Below are 17,156 nucleotides of genomic sequence, written 5' to 3' on the forward strand. Positions count from 1 at the left end.
TCAACCCTCCTTGGCGTTGTGCCTGGCGATGGCCTCGGGCACCGTCTCGCCCGGCTCCATGCCGAACCGCTCGCGGGCATTGGTGCGCGTGATGAAGGTCGGGATTTCCGCGCTGGGGCCTTCGTCGTCCAGGAAACCGGGCTGCTCTTCGCCCAGCACGTCCACCAGGTCGGCATTGCTGTCGGCGGCGTCCTCTTCGCTCAAGGCATCCTCCACGAAAGCGCCGGCGCGCTCGGCTTCCTCGGGGTCGAACTCGGCCTGGTAGCCGGGCGTCTGCGCATCGGTCAGCTTTTCGCGCAGCGCCTCGGTGGCGCTGGCGTAGTCATCGACCGGCGGCAGCTCGGCCGTGGTATCGGTGTTGGTTTGGTTCTTCGGGTCAGTCATGGCGTTACTCCTTGTCGGTGGTTGAATCTGCGGGGCCGCTGCGGCCCTTGCTGTAGTCGGGCCGGCCTTTCAGGTCGGGATAGGTCTGCTTGCAAGCGGGGTAGTTGCTGCATCCCCACCAGAAATGCCCCTTCTTCTTGCTCGGCCGGCGCGAAAGGCCGGTGCCGCACGCCATGCACTTGTGCAGGGTGGACACTGGCGCGGCTTCTTTACCGCCGGCGATGGACACGGCCCCGGTGTTGGCCTTGGCCACCTGGTCGCGGATGAAGGATTCTTGTTTCGTGATGAACGCGGCCAGCTCGGCGGTGCCCTGCTCGATGCCCTTCAACATGCGTTCGTAAAGCGCGGTGAGAACCGGACTTTTCACGACTTCGGGCAGCGCGTCGATCACGCTGCGGCCCAAGGTGGTGCTGATAATTTGCTTGCCCTTGGTTTCCAGGAACTCGCGCCGCTTCAACTCGGCAATGATCGAAGCGCGGGTTGCGGAAGTGCCGATGCCATCGCCTTCGCGCAGCATCTTCTTGTGCTCGGCGTCGGCCACGAACTTGTGGATGTTCTCCATTGCGCGGGTCAGCGTGCCCTCGGTGAACCGCTGCGGTGGCTTCGTCTTGGAATCCTTGCGGCTCGCATCCGTGCAAGTCACGCCGTCGCCTTGCTTCATCGTCGGCAGGCGCTGGCTATCGCTGTCGTCCTGCTCCTTGTCGGTGTCCTCGTCGGCCTGGTCGTACACGTCACGCCAGCCGTTTTTCGTGACTACCTTGCCGCTGGCAGCGAACGTCTCGCCGGCCACGTCCACGCCCACGGTGGTCTGCATGTATTCGTGCAGTGGGTAGAACTGCGCGATGTAGGCCCGCACGATCAATTCATAGATGTTGCGCTCGCGCTCGCTCAAGCCGGCCTTGTTGCCCTTGTGCATGGTCGGCACGATGCCGTGGTGCGCGGTGATCTTGGAATCGTTCCAGGTCTTTGACTTGATGCGCGGATCGGCGGCATCGACCAGGCCGGCCAGCTCCGGGTTCACATGCTTGACGGCATCGAGCACGTTGGCGGCGTCGGCGTGCTGCGACTCGGGCAGGTAGGCGCAGTCGGTTCGCGGGTAGCTGGTCAGCTTGTGCGTTTCATAAAGCGACTGGCAGGTATTCAGCACGTCCTCGGCGCTGTACCCGTACTTGTTTGACGCCAGTACCGTAATGTCGGACAGCGCGAACGCCAGCGGCTGGTTCTGCTTCTTCGCTTCCTGCTTGTACTCGGCAATGCTGCCTGGCTGGCCCTTGATGCTGGCCACCAGGGCATCGGCCACGGCGGTATCGACAAGGCGGCCTTCGCTGTCCAGGCCGGCTTGATCCTCCTTCGCCTTCCAGGCGGCCATAAACGTGCCGCCTTCATGCTGGATCGCGGCCCGGATCGTGTGGTACGGAACGGGCTTGAACGCCTCGATTTCGCGGTCACGATTCACAACCAGGGCCAGCGTCGGGGTCTGCACGCGGCCCACGGTCAGCAAGGCCCTGGAACCGCCGCGCTGCGCCCGCAGGGTGTAGGCGCGGGAAAGGTTCATGCCGATCAGCCAGTCAGCGCGTGCGCGCCCTCGGGCCGCATCAGCCCAGCCGCGATAGGTGTTGTTCTCTTTCAGCGCGGCCAAGCCACGCTTGACCGTTACGGTGTCTTGAGCCGACACCCAAAAACGGCGCGTCGGCTTGTTGGCCTTGAAGTGGTGCAGCACTTCATCGACCAGCAACTGACCTTCGCGGTCGGGGTCGCCGGCGTTGACGATTTCGCCCGCTTCCTTGATGAGTTTGCCGATTACGGCAAGCTGCTTCTTGGCATCGTCCTTTGGCCGCAGAATCCACGTTTCCGGGATGATGGGCAGCTCTTCGATGCGCCAGATTTTCTTGCCGGCCTTGTTGCGCGGCACGTCGTCCGGCGTGTACTCGTCCGGCTCGGCCTGTTCCAGCATGTGGCCAAAGCACCAGGTAATTTTGTCGGTGCCGCACTCGATGTAGCCGTCGCCTTTGCTTGTGACGCCCAGCGCCTCGGCAATGGCTTTTGCTACGGATGGTTTTTCAGCGATGAAAAGTCGCATGGTGATCCCCTTCCCTACCAGGTGATGACCGGACGAATCACGGTCTTGATTTGCGAAAGATTGATTGGCCCGAAGTAACGGCCATCGAAGGAAGTGCCGCTTACGTCCGACATAAGCAGCACCTCGGAATTGCCCAGCGTGTAGCGGTCGGCCTGGAAACGCGGCAATGGCCTGCCAGCGGAATCGGCCTTGATCGGCTTGCTCAAGGGCAGCAGCTCGCCATTCACCCGCACGCCGTCATCAGTGACGGTCACGGTGTCGCTTTTAGCGGCTAAAACGCGCTTCATCATGTAGCCGTACCCGCCCGCGCAGAAGCCGGCCCCGATGTAACCCCTTTCCTTGGCGTCATCGAACACGCCCGCTTTCGGCGGGCACCAAAGCACGTAAGCGCCCTTCTCCACCGGCGCGCTGGTTGTCCAGTACAGGCCGACTGGGATGCTCTTGGTCGTGTTGATGCGGGCACCGGCGGCATAGCAGGCCGCGCCCAGCACCAGGACGGCCGCGCCGGCGATGGCCACGCCTACGGTGATGCGTTTCGCCACGTTCTTCATATCGTGATCCCCTGCCCTGCGTCCTGGACGTGGATGGTCTTGTCACTGACCTTCGGGGCCGGAATTGCGGCCCTGGCCTGGAATACCGGGTCTTTGAAGTAAAGCGGCTGTTTGCCGTAGATCGCGGGATAGCCGGCCACGTACACAACCATGTCGCCCGCTTCCTCAATCTCGCCGGTGGCCGACTTGCGCGGCCCTGGCATACGCAAGCATTCATCGGGGGTCAGCAAGGGGCGCTGCACTTCCTGGAACGTGCGCGACACCTGGCCCAGCATCGCGGCCGTGCGTCGGCCGCTGGTCGTGATCTGTTCCTTGACGATGGTGGTCTGGCCGGTCAGCCGCGAAAGGTGTTCGGCAGTCTCGACACGGTTGGGCGGATAGGCGTTCTGGACGTGGCAGTTACTGGTAATCGTCTCGTCGTGGCCGTAGCCGGTTTCGCGGCTCTTGAGCTGGTTAATGTCCTGGCAAATCAGGTAGCACTTGATGCCGTAGCCGGCGACGAAAGCCAGCGACTCTTGCAGGATTTCCAGCTTCCCAAGGCTCGGGAACTCGTCCAGCATCATCAGCAGGCGGTGTTTGTAATGCGCGACCGGCCGGCCGTTCTCGAAGTCCATCTTGTCGGCCAGCAGGCGCACGATCATGTTCACCATGATTCGCACCAGCGGGCGCAGGCGGGCTTTGTCGTTGGGTTGCGTGACGATGTAGAGGCTGGCCGGGTCGTCCTGGTGCATCAGGTCTTTGATGCGGAACTCGGACTTGCTCACGCTGCGGGCCACAACTGGATCGCGGTACAGGGACAGGTACGATTTCGCGGTGGACAGCACCGAACCCGCTTCTTCCTCGGGCCGATCCATCATGTCGCGGGCCGCCGATCCGATGGCATGGTGATTCTGGCCGTCAACGTGGCCATAGGTCGCCATTTCCATCCACAACTCGCCAACGTCGCGGTTGGGATCGGCCAGCATGGCATCGACCGATGGCAAGGTCGCATAGGTGCCGTCTGCCTGGGCCTTGTAAAGCGCGTGCAGGATCACGCCGACCAGCAAGGCAAACGCGGTTTTCTGCCAATGGGAGTCCAGGCCCTTGCCGTCCGGGTCAACGATGAGCTGGGCAAGGTTCTGAACGTCGCCCACTTCAAATTCGGTGCCCAGCCGGATTTCGTCCAGTGGGTTCCAGCAAATCCCGCCGTTCGATGAAGCCGGCTCGAAGCGCAGCACCTTGTTCTTGGCGTGCTTCTTGCGCCATCCGGCGGTCAAGGCCCACAACTCGCCCTTGAGGTCGGTAATGACGGCGCTGGCCGGCCACGAAAGCATGGTCGGGACAACCAAGCCGACACCCTTACCGGAGCGCGTCGGCGCGTAGCACAAGACATGCTCCGGGCCGCTGTGACGCAAGTAATAGAACGAACCGTCCTTGTCCTCCCAGCCGCCGACATAGACGCCGGTAGCGGTTGGCTCTTCCTTGCCGGTCACGACTTCCAGGACGGTGCGCGGCCGGGGCAGCAGGCCGGCGGCCTGAATGTCCTTCTTCTCGGCCCAGCGGGCCGATCCGTGCAGGAACTGGTTTGCCTTGGACGTATTCGAGGCAACCACCTTGGCGATGGCCACGCCCAGCAGTCCAACGGTGGAAACCAACATGCCGACACTGCCGGCGCTCATGATTTCGTTGGGATAGTGGCTGTACCACTTCGACGCCCATTGCAGGATCGACCAGGGCGCATAGATATGGCCGATGTGGCCGCCAAGACTGGCCTGGTAGTCGAACGTGTGCGCGAAATACTGCGTAGCGGCTTGCAGGCCGCCGGCCAGCGACAAAACGCCCAGCGTTGGCAGCAGCTTGCCGGCCTTGGGCTTCGCAGAACGTACCTGCGGGCCAACTGCGTTGTTCATCTTTATTTTCATCTGCTCCTTCCTTTCGACGTTTTGATCGAGCCTTTGGGTGTGATCGAAACGGCATCGCCAACGGCAATGCGCTTCAAGCGGTTGGCGGTGGCCTGGTCGATGGGCATCACCAACACGTCATCGCCACGCTTCACCAGGGCCAAGGTCTGGCCTTCGACGTTCCGCATACCGGCAAACGACAACGCGCCATCCCCGGCAGTATAACGCGAGTGTTTCGGTATATCGAAACCTTTTAGCCGTTTGCCTTCGCGTTCGGCAATGTATTTATCCATTGCCTTGACCTGCTCCGGCTTGTATTGCGGCCCGGCTTCTAGCCTTCCTCCTGGCCTAGAAACTCCCCGTCGCAGTGCGTTATCTGGTTGGGTTCCTTGCTGCTCCATGTGACCAGGAACATCACGCGGCAATAGCACTTCACTTCCGCTGGCGATGCGAACCACACCGAGTTTGGACAGTGCTCGCAAACGGTTCTTGCTTTGGGGCGGCGGGACTCTTCCAATGCGTCCAATGTCGGGCTTCCGGTGCTGTCCGGTGGCGTGAACCCTTCCTGCTGGATCGCGGCCGCCTCGGTCGGCGTTGACGCTGGATCGGGCAGCGTCGTTGTCGGCAGCGGGTCTTGATCCAGGGCGGCCAGTGCCGCGTCCAGTTCGTCCTCGATCTTGTTGGGGTCTGTCATGGGTGTTCTCCTTCTTCAAAAGCGCCTGACGCCGGCTTTCAAGGGCCGGATCGGCAAACGTGATGGGTAGTTGTGAATCGACGGCGGCACGGATGATCTGCGCCTTGAACTCGGTGGTGCCGTTGACGGTGATGCGGCTCCCGTAGCGTTCCATTGCCAGCCGAAGGGCCTGCTGCAAGCCCTCGCGGGTGGCCTCGCGGGACACTTGCAGCTTGTCGCCGTCATCCCGCACGGCAGTCTTGCCAGCGCGGAAAATGATCGTTCCCTTCTTCGTGATGTTGTCCACCACGGGCGCATGTCCGGGCTTGGCCTGGCCCTGGCCCTCGACGGTGTTGCCCTTGAGGCCCTGGGCGGCCTCTCGGGCGCGCAGGGCGGCCAGCGCCTCGGCATTGCCCTGCAAGGCTTCCTTCTTGAGCCAATCGGCCCATGTGCGCCGCTTATGCTCGTCGTAGCAGCCCTGGCGCTCGCGCTGGTGTTCCTTGTTGATCGCCTGGATTTCGTCGCGCAGCGCCTTGCTCGCCTGGGCATACAGCAGCTTCTTGGTCGCCGCCTTCCCCCCCATCAATTTGATGGCAGCACGCCGCAAGCGACTGGATCGCTTCGCATCCTCGACCTTCCTGGTCTTGCTCTGCCTTGCCTTGTCCAGGGCCGCCCGCTGCGCGGCCGCCAAGGTTTGCTGGTCGGCCTTATACCTGGCGTACAACTCGGTGGTATTGACCCGCAGGCGTACCGGCTTCTTCTGGTACTGCCGCTTCGCTTTGGTTTGCGCTTGCCGTTCGGGCGATGCCTCGAACGGGCCAAACCTCGCTTCCAGCTTCGGTTTGGAAAGTTCGCGGGCTACTGTGCTTGCCTTGACCTGGGTGCCGTCGCCGGCTTCGATCACGAAACCATTGCCTTTTGCTCGCAGCTCTAGACCGTTGGCCTGCAACGCTTGGTGCAGTTCCGTCCAGGACTGCGCGGCCTTGATCTCTTCCAAGCATTCGCGCTTGATCCATCCGACCAGGCTTTCCACGCCGGCATGTCGTTCCATGTCGGCCGCCCGGCCTTCGGCGATGCTGCGCGCCGGGGTGTGATTGTCTTTTTCCAGCCCGTAGTCCCGTTCCAGGACTTCGCACAACTCGCCTAACGTCCGATAGGACTGGAAGGGTTCGTGCATCGTGTTGCGCGTCGGGTGAATCTTGTTGATGGCGATGTGGATGTGCAGGTTGTCGGTGTCGTGGTGCACGGCACTGATTCGTTGATGCTCGCCATAACCCAGCCCCGCGCAAATACGCTCTTCAATCGCCTTGAGGGTGTCGGCGTCGGGCTTCTCGCCAGCGCGAAAGCTCACCAGCAGGTGAAAGGTCTTGTCGCCGGTCGCTCGGGTGTTCATGTGCTGCGTGGCCAGCACCTCGTCCGTGGCGGCCTGTACGGTGCCGGCCTGGCAGTTCGTCAACGTGACCAAACCCAGCCGCTCGGTCTTGCTCTGCGCGTCCGTGATGTACTGCACCAGGCCGGCAAAGTCGCTCTTGCCAAGCGACCGCATGGGGACGTGCTTGGCAATCACTGGCGGCCTCCGGTTTTTTTAGCGGCTAAAGTCATGGTTCGGCCCTCGGCCGTACCACGGCTTTCATGACGCGCCCCATTTCGTCCTGGGTAGCCTCGATCCGGCCCAGCAGCGCCAAGATGGTTGCCTCGCCAAACTTCGCCGTCCGCGCGTCATCGGTCAGCCAGAGTTTCAGCAGGCCGCCAAGGCGGCCAAGGTCGCCATTGATCCGGGCCAGCTCGCGCACGCGCTCGTAGTCTGTGATGCCCTTGATTTCGTAACCCTGGCCGACTTCGCGCAAGTAGCGCGCAACGCTCAAGCCGGCTTGTCGGGCTTGGCGTTCTATCTCTTCTTTCTCGTCCGGGAACACCGGCACCCGCAGGTGGTGGCGGCGCTTCCGGCCTGTTTGCTTTTCGTCTTTCTCCATCGTCCAACCTCGGTTGTTGCTTCTTTGCCGGCGGTAGCCGGCTGCCTCGCAGAGCAGGATTCCCGTTGAGTGCCCCCGGCGCGAATAAGGGACAGTGAAGATAGATAACCGGCTTGCCGGTTAGCTAACTTCACCCATCCTGCCCGCCTTACGGCGACGTTAACGCCAAGAATGAAATCAGATTCACCTTCGATTTACTAGCGATTTTGCCTCAAAACAGGCCCGATTGCATCAACGATATAGCGAAACCGGCCATAGTTGCGCTAGAATCGTGGCTGTAGTGCTCCAATCGACCTAAAATCGGGAAGGAATCGGATTGATGAAGGATGAAAAATCGTTATGGCTAAGAGCCTTTCAGAACGCATTGCCCAGCGGGTGAGTGCCAAGCAACCGAGTCGAACCGGGAAGAACCGGGCATCGTTCCTGGCAGTTCGGGACGATGTGAGGAAGGCCCTGGACGATGGCTGGCCAGTCAAGGTGATCTGGGACACCTTGCGCGATGAAGGAAAGATCGAGTTCGGGTATGACGCCTTTATCGGCTACGTGAACCGACTCATCCGAAACGCTGAAACGTCACCCGCAAAGCCGCCGGCCGACCAGGTGAAGGCTGACAAGCCAGCACCGAAGGCCAAGGCGAAAACCGACGCACCACAAGAACCGAAGGCAGAAGCGCCATCCATTGGTGGCTTCAACTTCAACCCGAAACCGAACAAAGAGGATTTACTGTAATGGCGAAAATTCACATGGTCTTGCAAGGCAAGGGCGGCGTCGGCAAGTCGATGATTGCGGCCGCGATTGCCCAGTACAAAGTCAGCAAGGGGCAGAAGCCGCTTTGCATCGACACCGATCCGGTCAACAGCACCTTTGAGGGGTATCGGGCGCTGAACGTCCAGCGCCTGAACATCATGGATGGCGACGAAATCAACACCAGGAACTTCGATGCCCTGGTGGAACAAATCGCCTCGACCGAAAACGACGTCATCATCGACAACGGGGCCAGCTCGTTCGTGCCGCTGTCCAGCTACTTGATCGGCAACCAGGTGCCGGCGTTGCTCCAAGAAATGGGCCACGAACTGGTAGTGCATACGGTTGTCACCGGCGGCCAAGCCTTCCTGGACACCCTGAACGGCTTTAGCACGCTCGCACGGCAGTTTCCGGCCGAATGTGTGTTCGTGGTCTGGCTGAACCCGTATTGGGGGCCAATCGAGCATGAAGGCAAGGGCTTCGAGAAAATGAAGGCGTACACCGACAACAAGGCGCGGGTATCGGCCATCATCCAGATTCCGGCCCTCAAGGAAGAAACCTACGGCCGCGACTTCTCGGAAATGCTCCAGGAACGCCGGACATTCGATGAAGCCCTGGCGGACTCGGCCCTTACGATCATGACGCGGCAGCGGCTCAAGATCGTGAAATCGCAGCTTTTCCAGCAGCTTGAAAACGCGGCGGTGCTCTAATGGCCAGCGACGACAAGATCGAGGAAACCATCAAGGCCATTGCGGCACGGCACGGCATCGCCGTCAGCCGCGATGACCCGATCCTGGTACTGCAAACGATCAATGATCGTTTGATGCAGGACAGCCAAGCGGCCCAGCAAGAAATCCTGGAAGGCTTCAAATCGGAGCTGGAAGCGATTGCGCACCGCTGGGGTGAGGACTCCAAGGGAAAGGCCGAAAGGACGCTTAACGCGGCCCTGGCGGCCTCCAAAGAGGCAATGGCGCAGGGGATGAAGGACGGCGCGAATGCGGCAGCCGAAGCCGTCCAGCGCGAGTTTGACGCCAGCGCGGCAAAGCTGGCCGGCTCGATCCGGGAAGCGCGCCGCGTGTCGATGCTGAACATGGCCGCCGCCGGCCTGGCTGTTCTGGCTGCGGCGCTGGCCTTGTGGGCCTCGATGTAGGCCCGGCTTCATGCGCTCAAGAAAAAGCCCGGCAGTGCCGGGCTTTTTCTTATACGGTGCGGGACAACCCCAAAGACTGCGACCGTCCTAGTCGTTGTTCCTGGGCCTGCTTTCGTTCCTGCTCCTGCTTGCGCGTAAGCGCCTGGTGTCGGCGTGCTGCTTCGCGCATCGCATCCCAATCCGAAGCTAAGTCGGGACGCTCGGCGCGCATCTTGCGCGTGGCCAGCTCTTCGATCTTGGGCGCGTGGATGCCCATGCCTTCCTTGATTTCGCGGACGACCTCAAGGCGCGTATGCAGAACCTGTAAACGCGCCTGCTGCTGCGCCTGGTTGGTCTGCCACGCCTGCCGTGTACCTGGTCGTGCCAAGAATCCCGGCTTTCCGGCCTGGGCCTGCTGCAAGCGGGCTTGTTGCCGGTCGATCAGGTTTTCTAGGCGATCCTCTATGTGCTCCACCTGGGCGAACTTCGACTGGACATAGATGGCCAGCGCCTCTTGATAGGTCTGCTCGATAGGGGCGGCCTCCAAGGCCGCCTGCTGCTCGCGTTCTATCTCCTGGGCAGCCTCTAGCAACTCTTCGCCGCCGCTCGTAGCGGCTGCGCTGCGACCCGACCGGATGGGTGCCGGGGTGTTGCTGTCGCGTCGGAATGCTGGGTTTTTCAAGGAAGCCTCCTTTAGCCGCTAAAAATTATCGGGATCGCCCTCGGCTAAGTTTTGCGGCTTCGGCGGCCACCACGGCCTTGCCCTGGGCGTCGTAACTAATACTCTTTGATGCTCCTACTTCTGGTACTTTATCGAAATTTTGCCGGTCGTGCATGACAAAATTTTTCCCGATTTGCTGGTACACGCTTCTACTGTCCGAGTGGACGATCATCCCGTCATGCTTCTGGCCCTTGTCGGCTTCCTTCGCCATGTACAGGTTGTAAATGCCTGGCTTGAGTGCGCCGGCCTTATCCACCTTCTCGTTTGTCCACGCGCCTCCTTGCTCGGTCTGAACGATGCGCTGCCCGTTCATGACCAATAGGCGTTGTTTCATTGGACACTCCTATCGTTGGTACTGCTGGTTAAAAATGGGATGTTGGCACCTCCATACGCCACAACAGAAAAAGCCGACCTCGGCAGTTCGAGGCCGGCTTTTATCCATGTTGCCGGGGCGCGCTTGTCAAGGTAACACCGGCAATTTTAGTCAAAGCCCCCCGATAAATCAGGATTTATCGTTCTTACCCCGGCCGCCCTCGGCCTTCGTTGCTTTTGCCATGACGGTTTCCAGGGCTTCCAGGCGTCCCCGCAGGGTGGCGGCCTCTTCGCGGGCCTGGCTGGCTTCCTTGCGGCTGCTGTCGCGCTCTGCTTGCGCCTTGGTGTACCGCTCGGCCTGACGCGCCGCCTCCTGTGCTGCCGCCTTCCGCTGCTCCTGGTGCGCCTCGCGCTCGGCCTCGGTCTTGGCCTTGATCTTGGTGATTTCGGCCAGCGCGTCCAGGGCTTCCTTGCGGGCGGTGTCTCGCTCTTCCTCGGCGGCCTTGGCCCGGCCCACGGCTTGATCGCGCTCCTGGCGCAGCCGGTCGGCTTCCTGGTGCGCCCGATCCAGTTCGGCCCGCAGCTCGCGGGCGCGGTGCTCGATCTCCTCGGCCTTCTGCTCGGCCAGCACGGCCCGCCGCTCGGACGCGGCCAGCGACTCGCGCAGCTCGGCCAGCGCCTTGTCCTGGGCTTTCGCCTGGTCGTCGGCCGTGTCCATCGCCTTTTCCAGCTCCACGATACGCGCTTGCGCGGCATCCAGCTCGACCGCCTGCGACTCGTAGGCGTTGGCCAGCTCGGCCCGCATGGCGTCCAGCTCGGCCCGCTCGCCCTCCCAGCCCGCTTGCGCGGCCCGCAGCGACTCGTTCGCCAGCTCCTGCGCCTGCTGCCACAACACGGCCACCGCCTGGCCGCCGGCGGCCTGGACGGCCTCTGGCACCTGGACAGCCACCGGGGCCGCTTGTGCGGTCTGCGCACGCCGCCATTCCTTCATGCCACTGCTGGCGTCGTTCATGTTGACGCGGGCGGCCTTGCGCACGGCATCGACGGTCGGGAAGCCGTCCCGGCCGTTCTGCTCGAACAACTCATCAGCGGCGGCAAAGATGCGGTCGCGGGTTTCCTTAGTCAATTCCATGCTGTCGCCCTCCTGGTTGATTTGGTAAGAATAATAATATTCTTCTTATTATTACCTGTCAAGCGTTTTAGCTAAACTTTTTAGCGGCTAAAGTGCCCGGCCCGGCGCGTGTTGGCCGGCGTTCAGGCAAAAAAAACCCCGCCGAAGCGGGGCGGGGTGGGTGGGGTCGGCGGTGTGCCGGGCGGTCTAGCCTTCCAGCAGGGCCACCAGTTGCACCTTGGCAAGATCGGCCTCGAACTCCTGGCCGTCATCTTCGTACTTCAACCAGGCGTAACCCTCGGCCGGGGGTCGGCGGTTCAGGATGAGGCGAGCCGGGCGGCCGTCATGCTCCACCTGGACGATGGCCTTTTTCAGCTTGTCCGGGTCTTGCTCCTTCGGTTCCTTTTCCTTCTTGGCGTCACCATCGCTTTCGCCGTCGCCCTCGGCGTCGGTCTGGCCGGTGAAGGCATCGACGGTGTTGGGGTCGCGCTCTTCCTCGCCCTGGCTACGCTTGTCGTCCAGGAACTCGCGCAGCAGCTTGACCGATCCCCGCGTCAGCTCCTGGCTGTCATCGGCCAGCCACGCGCCCACTTCGTCCGGGTTCTTCTTGTAGGCCGTCACCAGCTCGTTGATAACCGTCACGTCCTTGGCCCGGCCACTGTTGAACGCCTCGGCAATCGGCTCCGGCAAGTCCAGCAGCGTGACGTGCTGCGTGATGAATGCCGCCGACTTCCCGACCGCCTTGGCGATTTCGCCTTTTTTCCTGCCCTTGGCCAGCTCGCGGCCGATGTAATCGGCAATCTCGCGGGCGGTCAGCTCGTTGCGTTGCAGGTTCTCGATGACTTGATCGTCGTCGTTGTAGTCGTTGTCGATGAACCCCGGAATGGTCGTCTTTTCCGCCCACTTCGAGCCGCGAAAGCGCCGTGCGCCGTGGTTGATGAGGTAGCGGCCTGGTGCGTCCGGGTTCTCGCGCACGCTGATAGGCGATTTCACGCCGCGATCCTTGATCGTCTGGCCAATCTCGGCAATGGACTCGGGCGAAAAGCCGGGGTTGTCCTCCTTGCGCGGCTGGTTCGGATCTTCGTCGATCAGTTCCAGCGGCAAGTCCTGTGGCCCTGCAACGCCCGTATTGGCCGCCTGTGGCTCGTTCAGCAGTCCGGCAAGGTCGCCCAGGCTGTCCAGGCCCATACCGCCCGCATGGGGCTTCTGCGCGGCCGCAGCGGCCTTCTTCTTGGTCTGCGTGGCGGTCATTGTGCAATCTCCATTTTCGTGAACACGTAGTCGGCCAGTCCGCGCACTTCCTGGGTGGCCTTGCGCGCTGCCGTTTTCTTGATCTTCCACACCGGCATCTGCTCGCCCAGCGCCTGCGCGATGCTGTCACGCGCTCCCACACTGAACGGCAACACCAGTTGCGGGTATGCCTGCTGCAACGCGGCCAGATTGGCGACGTGGCGCGGCTTCCGGGCATCTACCTTGTTCGGCACCATGCCAAGGAACCGCAGCTTGGGGTTCTGTTTCCGCAGGTTGCTGATAACGGCAACCATCTTCTTCATGCCTTGCAGGCTGTACGCTTCCATTTCGACCGGCGAAAGCATGTAGTCAGCGGCCAGCACGGCCGCTGTCATGGCAACGCCAAGGGAAGGGGCGGTGTCGATCAGGCACACGTCGAAGAACTCGCCCAGCGCCTCGATGCTGGCCCGCAGCGCGCCGGCGGCCTGGCCCAAGTCCATCTTGTCCAGGTTGGCCAGGCTGGCATCAGCCGCGATCAGCGCAATGCCGTCATCTTCCCTGTCAGTGAACCAGCTCCGCAGCTCGTCGGCGCCGGCGGTGAACATGCGACTGGCCGGGTAGCCCGAATCGTGGCCGTCCAGCGTCCAGCTCGCATTGCCCTGGGTGTCCAGGTCGATCACGGCCACGCGCAAGCCGCGCTCCTGAAAGTCGAACGCAAGGTGACACGTTGCGAACGTCTTGCCCTGACCGCCCTTCTGAATTGCCGTGACCAGTGTTTTCATGCTTTCGGTTCCTGTTTTTTCTTGGCGTCCTCTGCCCACTTCTTCACGATGAATGCTTGATGTTCCGGCAGTACCGCCGCCACTCGCTCGAAGCCCTCGGGAAGATTTCCCTTCGTAGCCGTCCATACGCGATTGACTGCCTGCGACACCGCCCCTTTCGACAGCCCCAGCGACGCGACAAACGCCGCCTGGGGCCGACCCTCGACCAGCACGCCATGCGCTATGTCGATGGTCTGCTGCCCGATTTCCAGGCCCTTGATTGCCGCCTGAAATTGGGTTTCGGTTAACCGTTTCTTCATGGATAACACCCATATCAACTCCACACCCGGTTGTTGAACAACGGCGGTGCCAGCCGCCGACCATGTGCAAAGTTTAGCTAAACCTCGCGCCATCGTCAAGCGTTTTAGCGGCTAAAATCTGCTTTATTTTCCAGTCGTGCCGCATCGGCGGCCGCGAGAAAGAAGGTCATCAGCGGCCCGACCGTCTTGCTCGACCCATCGGCAAAGCAAACGTCCATTGAACCGCCTGCGTGTGCGGATCGACACCTTCCACCAGTCGCCACGGATCAAGCCCCCACTCTTCGGCCTGGGCGCTGTACCAGTAGGCCGGGGCATCACCATTCAAGTCGCTGTTGGCGTAGTCCCTGACCAGGACGGCCACGCGGCCAGTGTGCGGGCAAACAAAGCCCGGCTTGATCGGTTGCTTTCGCATGTCAAAGTCCTTTCGGCTTGTAGATCGACACAAAGTAGGTGAGGGCGGTTAGCACGGCGAAGTGCAGCAGGAACGTCCAGCCCGCATACACGCCCGGCGTGTTCCAGTGATAAATCATGCGGATGAACTGGAAAAACACTTCGATGGAAACCAGCCACTTGAGCACCGGCCAGACCAGGACAACCGCGATCCAGACAAACCGCAGCACGCCCGCGAGAAACACCTTTCCCTTGGCGTTAGAAACCGTGGCCGGCTTGGCCGGCGGGACGGTAGCAGGCACCGGCGGCGCTGGCTCGGCCTGCTCGCTCCTGGGAAACTTGATGATGTTCGACATGGCTTGACCCTCCACCCGTTTCGCGGGTTCAATGCTGTTTGCTTCCACACTCGGAAGTGCGGCTACGGTGTGCCAGCACCAGGCCAAGCGCCCCGGAGAAATCCGGGGCGTTCCTTCAATGCCTGGTAGCCGTTTCAAGCTCGGCCACCGCGCCCAGCATGGCTTCTGTAATCTGCCGATCCTCTTCCGGCGTGATGCACTCCCCGCAAATCCCGCCCAGCTTGTCGCGCAACTCGTTCGCGCCAAACAGGCTATGACTCAACTGGCGAATGTTCTTACCGCAGCGGCGGCACGGTACTTCCACAATCTGAATCTCGATCTTGCCCTTGTGCATCGGAAAACTTCCTTCCTGGCGTCCGTTGAAGTGGCCCGACCGAAGCCGGGCCGTGGTTCCTTACCAGCGCACCCGCGCCTTGGCTTCCTCCACCGCCTGACCCGACCAGTGGGCCTTGGCATCGCCTTCCAGCGTGCAGCCGGTGAAGTACGCCTTGGCCCGCAGTTCCTCGGCCTTGCGCACCAGCTCGGCCGCCTCGTCCAACATCGCCACAATGCCGTCACGGCGGGCAGGGAAGTCGGTCTTTGCTGCCTCGGGCAGTTCATCAATCCACGGCATGATCTTGCTCATCGGAAATTCTCCGGTATTGACCTTGGCGATATGCCCGGCCTTCATGTGTAATATTAGGGCAATTTGCCCTAGCTGTCAAGCGTTTTAGCTAAACTTTTTCCGTTATATCCGCATAGTTCAGGTTGAGTTTAGCCGCTAAATTTTTCCCTTGGCGTTCAAACCTCTTTCCAGATGATGCCCAGCCCCGCGAACTCGCATAGCAGCGCCCACGCGGCATAGGGGATCGCAGTTTCTTCCCCGATCCAGCGCCTTACGGTGCGGTCGCCCTTGGCTCCAAGGCCCAGCGCCTTCGCCGCTGCGCCACCTGTCAATCCGGCCACTCGCAGCACCTCCCGGATTTCCTCCCCGGTAGGTTGCTGCCAGCGCGCCGCCGGGCGCAGGCATTCCAGCCTGATATTTGCTTCTGTCATGACTTGTTTTCTCCTGGTGAACTCAAAATCCGCAACTGGTCGAAGCTGTAGCAAGATTCGACACAACGCGGGTCGTACTCGGTAACTCGCCTGCCGTTCCGGTTGGTGCGATACCTAGCCGGCCGGTCGTCATGCGCCCACACCTGGCGGGTGTCGTGACTGACCTTCGTGATGATGACTTTCTTGCCGATTTCCTTCTTGAAAACGTGATGGTGGACGCTGACCACTTCGCACCTGGCACCAGGTCGGAAACCGCCTGCCGCTTCTTCCTTGGCGTACAACTCGGCGGCCTCGGCCGCCTTGATCTTTGCCTTCGCCTCGACCGCCCACTTGCGGGCGATGAAGGCGCGATGCGCCGGCAGCACAACATCGACCAGGACAAAGCCCTTGGGCACGTCCACGGTCGCCGGCTCCCGGCATGGTTGCGGCACCAGGTCGGCCGTCCAGGCGGGCAGGGCATAGCTGGCCAGCCGGTCGCGGCTGTCCGGCTCGATCCGCCTGGGTCGTTTGTCCTTGAGGATCGCCGCGAAGATCGCGGCGGCCACGGCATCGACGGTCATGCCGCCGCGCAGCCGGTCGAAATGCGAGCGATAGCCCGTTTCCGAAATGAACGGCTTATCCAGGTCAACGACATTGAACGCGAAATGGCATCCCATCGCCCCAATGCCGCCGCCGAAATCGACCAGGGCGCGCAGTCCCTCGACTTCAACCAGGAATTGGCCAGCCTGACCCCAGCAGGGCACGTCACCAGGCGCGGCGCTGCAATGCCGGTCAATGACGCACCCGGCGGCGTCCTGGTCTGCCTGGCAGCCAAAGAACGTCCCGCCGTTGAGTTTCCAGGTCGCGGCCTCGTAGCGGTTTGTCGCCAGCTCGACCGCTGCATCGTCGCAAGCCATCACGCCGGCGTGCAGCTCGTCCACGGCGGCCCTGGCCACGGCCAGCAGGCCGTCCAGATCGGACGGCATCGAGGCGGCCAGCTCGGCCATCAAGTCGTCCCGTTCGTCGCACTGTGCTGATATGGTTTTCTTCATGGCATGAAATGGCCCCGGTCGAAACCGGGGCCGCCCCTCATCAGTCAATAGCGCGGTAAATCTGCGCGGCCTCGGCGTGCGTGCCGGCGTACTCGCGCAACCAGTGGTAACGGTCGATCAGGGCATCGCATTCGTCCGTGCCCTGGGTTTCGGCCGCAAGCTGGCCCAGCGCGAACAGCGTGGCGACGATCCCGGCCGCGTCAGCGGACATTTCGCCGCTGTAGCCGTTGCCATCGACTTCCAGGCGCAGCCGGCCCAGCACCGGGGCCATGTAGAACCCGCCATTGGTCAGCGTGTAGTAGTTCCAGAACCCGCCGTTGTAGCTTTCGGCCAGTCGGCGCATCCAGCCATACACCAGGGCTTCGCCGCGCATCATCAGACGCGGGCCGAAGTAGGTGGGCAGGAAGTCCAGGCGGTGTTCGTCGTCCACCAGGGCGGCGGTAACGGGGATCAGTTCTTGAGCTTGGTTATCCAT

General features: G+C 61.9%; 22 protein-coding genes. 3 read left to right on the plus strand and 19 right to left on the minus strand.

Translation table 11 applies throughout. The annotated features are described in order from the left end of the window. The 6 genes from Tharo_RS17410 to traJ are packed head-to-tail and all read right to left on the minus strand — an operon-like array spanning position 1 to position 7,541. Complete coding sequence (locus tag Tharo_RS17410) at positions 1–384, minus strand: hypothetical protein (RefSeq protein ID WP_011600632.1); 384 nt, start codon at positions 382–384, stop codon at positions 1–3. A gap of 4 nt (positions 385–388) precedes the next feature. After that, positions 389–2,464 carry a DNA topoisomerase III gene (locus Tharo_RS17415; protein WP_011600633.1) on the minus strand — a complete coding sequence of 692 codons (2,076 nt, stop codon included), beginning with the start codon at positions 2,462–2,464 and terminating at the stop codon, positions 389–391. Between the two features lie 14 nt (positions 2,465–2,478). Further along, complete coding sequence (gene traF, locus Tharo_RS17420; RefSeq protein WP_011600634.1) at positions 2,479–3,015, minus strand: conjugative transfer signal peptidase TraF; 537 nt, start codon at positions 3,013–3,015, stop codon at positions 2,479–2,481. After that, a complete protein-coding gene (locus Tharo_RS17425; protein WP_011600635.1) occupies positions 3,012–4,916 on the minus strand; it encodes a type IV secretory system conjugative DNA transfer family protein in 1,905 nt (634 codons plus the stop codon). Before Tharo_RS17425 ends, traF begins: the two co-directional genes overlap by 4 nt. Continuing rightward, the gene (gene traI, locus Tharo_RS17430; RefSeq protein WP_011600636.1) at positions 4,913–7,135 is read right to left on the minus strand and encodes a TraI/MobA(P) family conjugative relaxase; all 2,223 of its coding nucleotides are present in this window, start codon (positions 7,133–7,135) and stop codon (positions 4,913–4,915) included. The genes Tharo_RS17425 and traI overlap by 4 nt, the downstream gene beginning before the upstream one ends. 31 nt (positions 7,136–7,166) lie before the next feature. Next, a complete protein-coding gene (traJ, locus tag Tharo_RS17435) occupies positions 7,167–7,541 on the minus strand; it encodes a conjugal transfer transcriptional regulator TraJ (protein WP_011600638.1) in 375 nt (124 codons plus the stop codon). A 339-nt stretch (positions 7,542–7,880) separates the two neighbouring features. Between traJ and Tharo_RS17440 the strand changes: the two genes are divergently transcribed. The 3 genes from Tharo_RS17440 to Tharo_RS17450 are packed head-to-tail and all read left to right on the plus strand — an operon-like array spanning position 7,881 to position 9,435. Continuing rightward, positions 7,881–8,270, plus strand: coding sequence for a TraK family protein (locus Tharo_RS17440; RefSeq protein ID WP_011600639.1), 390 nt, complete (start codon positions 7,881–7,883; stop codon positions 8,268–8,270). Beyond that, entirely contained in the window at positions 8,270–8,995 is a 726-nt protein-coding gene (locus tag Tharo_RS17445) for a nucleotide-binding protein (protein WP_011600640.1), read from the plus strand. The genes Tharo_RS17440 and Tharo_RS17445 overlap by 1 nt, the downstream gene beginning before the upstream one ends. Further along, positions 8,995–9,435: a traM protein gene (locus tag Tharo_RS17450; RefSeq protein WP_011600641.1), complete on the plus strand. Its 441-nt coding sequence runs from the start codon at positions 8,995–8,997 to the stop codon at positions 9,433–9,435. Before Tharo_RS17445 ends, Tharo_RS17450 begins: the two co-directional genes overlap by 1 nt. A 49-nt stretch (positions 9,436–9,484) precedes the next feature. On the opposite strand, the gene Tharo_RS17455 is transcribed toward Tharo_RS17450, so the two are convergent. The 13 genes from Tharo_RS17455 to Tharo_RS17515 form a co-directional block, all read right to left on the minus strand. Further along, positions 9,485–10,051, minus strand: coding sequence for an IncP plasmid survival protein KfrC family protein (locus tag Tharo_RS17455; RefSeq protein WP_063255253.1), 567 nt, complete (start codon positions 10,049–10,051; stop codon positions 9,485–9,487). 70 nt (positions 10,052–10,121) lie between these two features. Beyond that, a complete protein-coding gene (gene kfrB, locus Tharo_RS17460; protein ID WP_011600643.1) occupies positions 10,122–10,469 on the minus strand; it encodes an IncP plasmid survival protein KfrB in 348 nt (115 codons plus the stop codon). 168 nt (positions 10,470–10,637) lie between these two features. Further along, a complete protein-coding gene (locus tag Tharo_RS17465; protein WP_011600644.1) occupies positions 10,638–11,579 on the minus strand; it encodes a DNA-binding protein in 942 nt (313 codons plus the stop codon). Between the two features lie 186 nt (positions 11,580–11,765). After that, positions 11,766–12,809: a transcriptional repressor gene korB gene (locus Tharo_RS17470; protein WP_011600645.1), complete on the minus strand. Its 1,044-nt coding sequence runs from the start codon at positions 12,807–12,809 to the stop codon at positions 11,766–11,768. Next, a complete protein-coding gene (locus Tharo_RS17475; protein WP_011600647.1) occupies positions 12,806–13,570 on the minus strand; it encodes a ParA family protein in 765 nt (254 codons plus the stop codon). The genes Tharo_RS17470 and Tharo_RS17475 overlap by 4 nt, the downstream gene beginning before the upstream one ends. Further along, positions 13,567–13,869, minus strand: coding sequence for a transcriptional regulator KorA (locus Tharo_RS17480; RefSeq protein WP_011600648.1), 303 nt, complete (start codon positions 13,867–13,869; stop codon positions 13,567–13,569). Before Tharo_RS17480 ends, Tharo_RS17475 begins: the two co-directional genes overlap by 4 nt. Before the next feature lie 169 nt (positions 13,870–14,038). Beyond that, on the minus strand, positions 14,039–14,281 hold the full coding sequence (locus tag Tharo_RS17485; RefSeq protein ID WP_011600649.1) for a DUF2761 domain-containing protein: 243 nt from the start codon (positions 14,279–14,281) through the stop codon (positions 14,039–14,041). 1 nt (position 14,282) lies between these two features. Further along, positions 14,283–14,615, minus strand: a complete 333-nt coding sequence (gene kleE / locus Tharo_RS17490) for a KleE stable inheritance protein (RefSeq protein ID WP_011600650.1) — start codon at positions 14,613–14,615, stop codon at positions 14,283–14,285. A gap of 115 nt (positions 14,616–14,730) precedes the next feature. Further along, positions 14,731–14,949, minus strand: coding sequence for a DUF2688 domain-containing protein (locus Tharo_RS17495; protein WP_011600651.1), 219 nt, complete (start codon positions 14,947–14,949; stop codon positions 14,731–14,733). A 60-nt stretch (positions 14,950–15,009) separates the two neighbouring features. Beyond that, positions 15,010–15,240, minus strand: coding sequence for a stable inheritance protein KleA (kleA, locus tag Tharo_RS17500; protein ID WP_011600652.1), 231 nt, complete (start codon positions 15,238–15,240; stop codon positions 15,010–15,012). Between the two features lie 155 nt (positions 15,241–15,395). Beyond that, on the minus strand, positions 15,396–15,650 hold the full coding sequence (locus Tharo_RS17505; protein ID WP_011600653.1) for a hypothetical protein: 255 nt from the start codon (positions 15,648–15,650) through the stop codon (positions 15,396–15,398). Next, a complete protein-coding gene (locus tag Tharo_RS17510; RefSeq protein ID WP_011600654.1) occupies positions 15,647–16,681 on the minus strand; it encodes a hypothetical protein in 1,035 nt (344 codons plus the stop codon). The genes Tharo_RS17505 and Tharo_RS17510 overlap by 4 nt, the downstream gene beginning before the upstream one ends. Before the next feature lie 40 nt (positions 16,682–16,721). Then, complete coding sequence (locus Tharo_RS17515) at positions 16,722–17,156, minus strand: antirestriction protein (protein ID WP_011600655.1); 435 nt, start codon at positions 17,154–17,156, stop codon at positions 16,722–16,724.

This window comes from Thauera aromatica K172, assembly GCF_003030465.1.
Lineage (GTDB): Bacteria > Pseudomonadota > Gammaproteobacteria > Burkholderiales > Rhodocyclaceae > Thauera > Thauera aromatica.

Bases quoted from the DNA above. Each gene is read 5' to 3' on its own strand.
- Tharo_RS17445 (WP_011600640.1), top strand. From the start codon at position 8,270: ATGGCGAAAATTCACATGGTCTTGCAAGGCAAGGGCGGCGTCGGCAAG.
- Tharo_RS17465 (WP_011600644.1), bottom strand. From the start codon at position 11,579: ATGGAATTGACTAAGGAAACCCGCGACCGCATCTTTGCCGCCGCTGAT.
- Tharo_RS17410 (WP_011600632.1), bottom strand. From the start codon at position 384: ATGACTGACCCGAAGAACCAAACCAACACCGATACCACGGCCGAGCTG.
- Tharo_RS17515 (WP_011600655.1), bottom strand. From the start codon at position 17,156: ATGGATAACCAAGCTCAAGAACTGATCCCCGTTACCGCCGCCCTGGTG.
- Tharo_RS17440 (WP_011600639.1), top strand. From the start codon at position 7,881: ATGGCTAAGAGCCTTTCAGAACGCATTGCCCAGCGGGTGAGTGCCAAG.
- Tharo_RS17480 (WP_011600648.1), bottom strand. From the start codon at position 13,869: ATGAAGAAACGGTTAACCGAAACCCAATTTCAGGCGGCAATCAAGGGC.
- kfrB (WP_011600643.1), bottom strand. From the start codon at position 10,469: ATGAAACAACGCCTATTGGTCATGAACGGGCAGCGCATCGTTCAGACC.
- kleA (WP_011600652.1), bottom strand. From the start codon at position 15,240: ATGAGCAAGATCATGCCGTGGATTGATGAACTGCCCGAGGCAGCAAAG.
- traJ (WP_011600638.1), bottom strand. From the start codon at position 7,541: ATGGAGAAAGACGAAAAGCAAACAGGCCGGAAGCGCCGCCACCACCTG.
- kleE (WP_011600650.1), bottom strand. From the start codon at position 14,615: ATGTCGAACATCATCAAGTTTCCCAGGAGCGAGCAGGCCGAGCCAGCG.
- Tharo_RS17510 (WP_011600654.1), bottom strand. From the start codon at position 16,681: ATGAAGAAAACCATATCAGCACAGTGCGACGAACGGGACGACTTGATG.
- traF (WP_011600634.1), bottom strand. From the start codon at position 3,015: ATGAAGAACGTGGCGAAACGCATCACCGTAGGCGTGGCCATCGCCGGC.
- Tharo_RS17475 (WP_011600647.1), bottom strand. From the start codon at position 13,570: ATGAAAACACTGGTCACGGCAATTCAGAAGGGCGGTCAGGGCAAGACG.
- Tharo_RS17470 (WP_011600645.1), bottom strand. From the start codon at position 12,809: ATGACCGCCACGCAGACCAAGAAGAAGGCCGCTGCGGCCGCGCAGAAG.
- Tharo_RS17485 (WP_011600649.1), bottom strand. From the start codon at position 14,281: ATGCGAAAGCAACCGATCAAGCCGGGCTTTGTTTGCCCGCACACTGGC.
- Tharo_RS17425 (WP_011600635.1), bottom strand. From the start codon at position 4,916: ATGAAAATAAAGATGAACAACGCAGTTGGCCCGCAGGTACGTTCTGCG.
- Tharo_RS17415 (WP_011600633.1), bottom strand. From the start codon at position 2,464: ATGCGACTTTTCATCGCTGAAAAACCATCCGTAGCAAAAGCCATTGCC.
- Tharo_RS17505 (WP_011600653.1), bottom strand. From the start codon at position 15,650: ATGACAGAAGCAAATATCAGGCTGGAATGCCTGCGCCCGGCGGCGCGC.
- Tharo_RS17495 (WP_011600651.1), bottom strand. From the start codon at position 14,949: ATGCACAAGGGCAAGATCGAGATTCAGATTGTGGAAGTACCGTGCCGC.
- Tharo_RS17450 (WP_011600641.1), top strand. From the start codon at position 8,995: ATGGCCAGCGACGACAAGATCGAGGAAACCATCAAGGCCATTGCGGCA.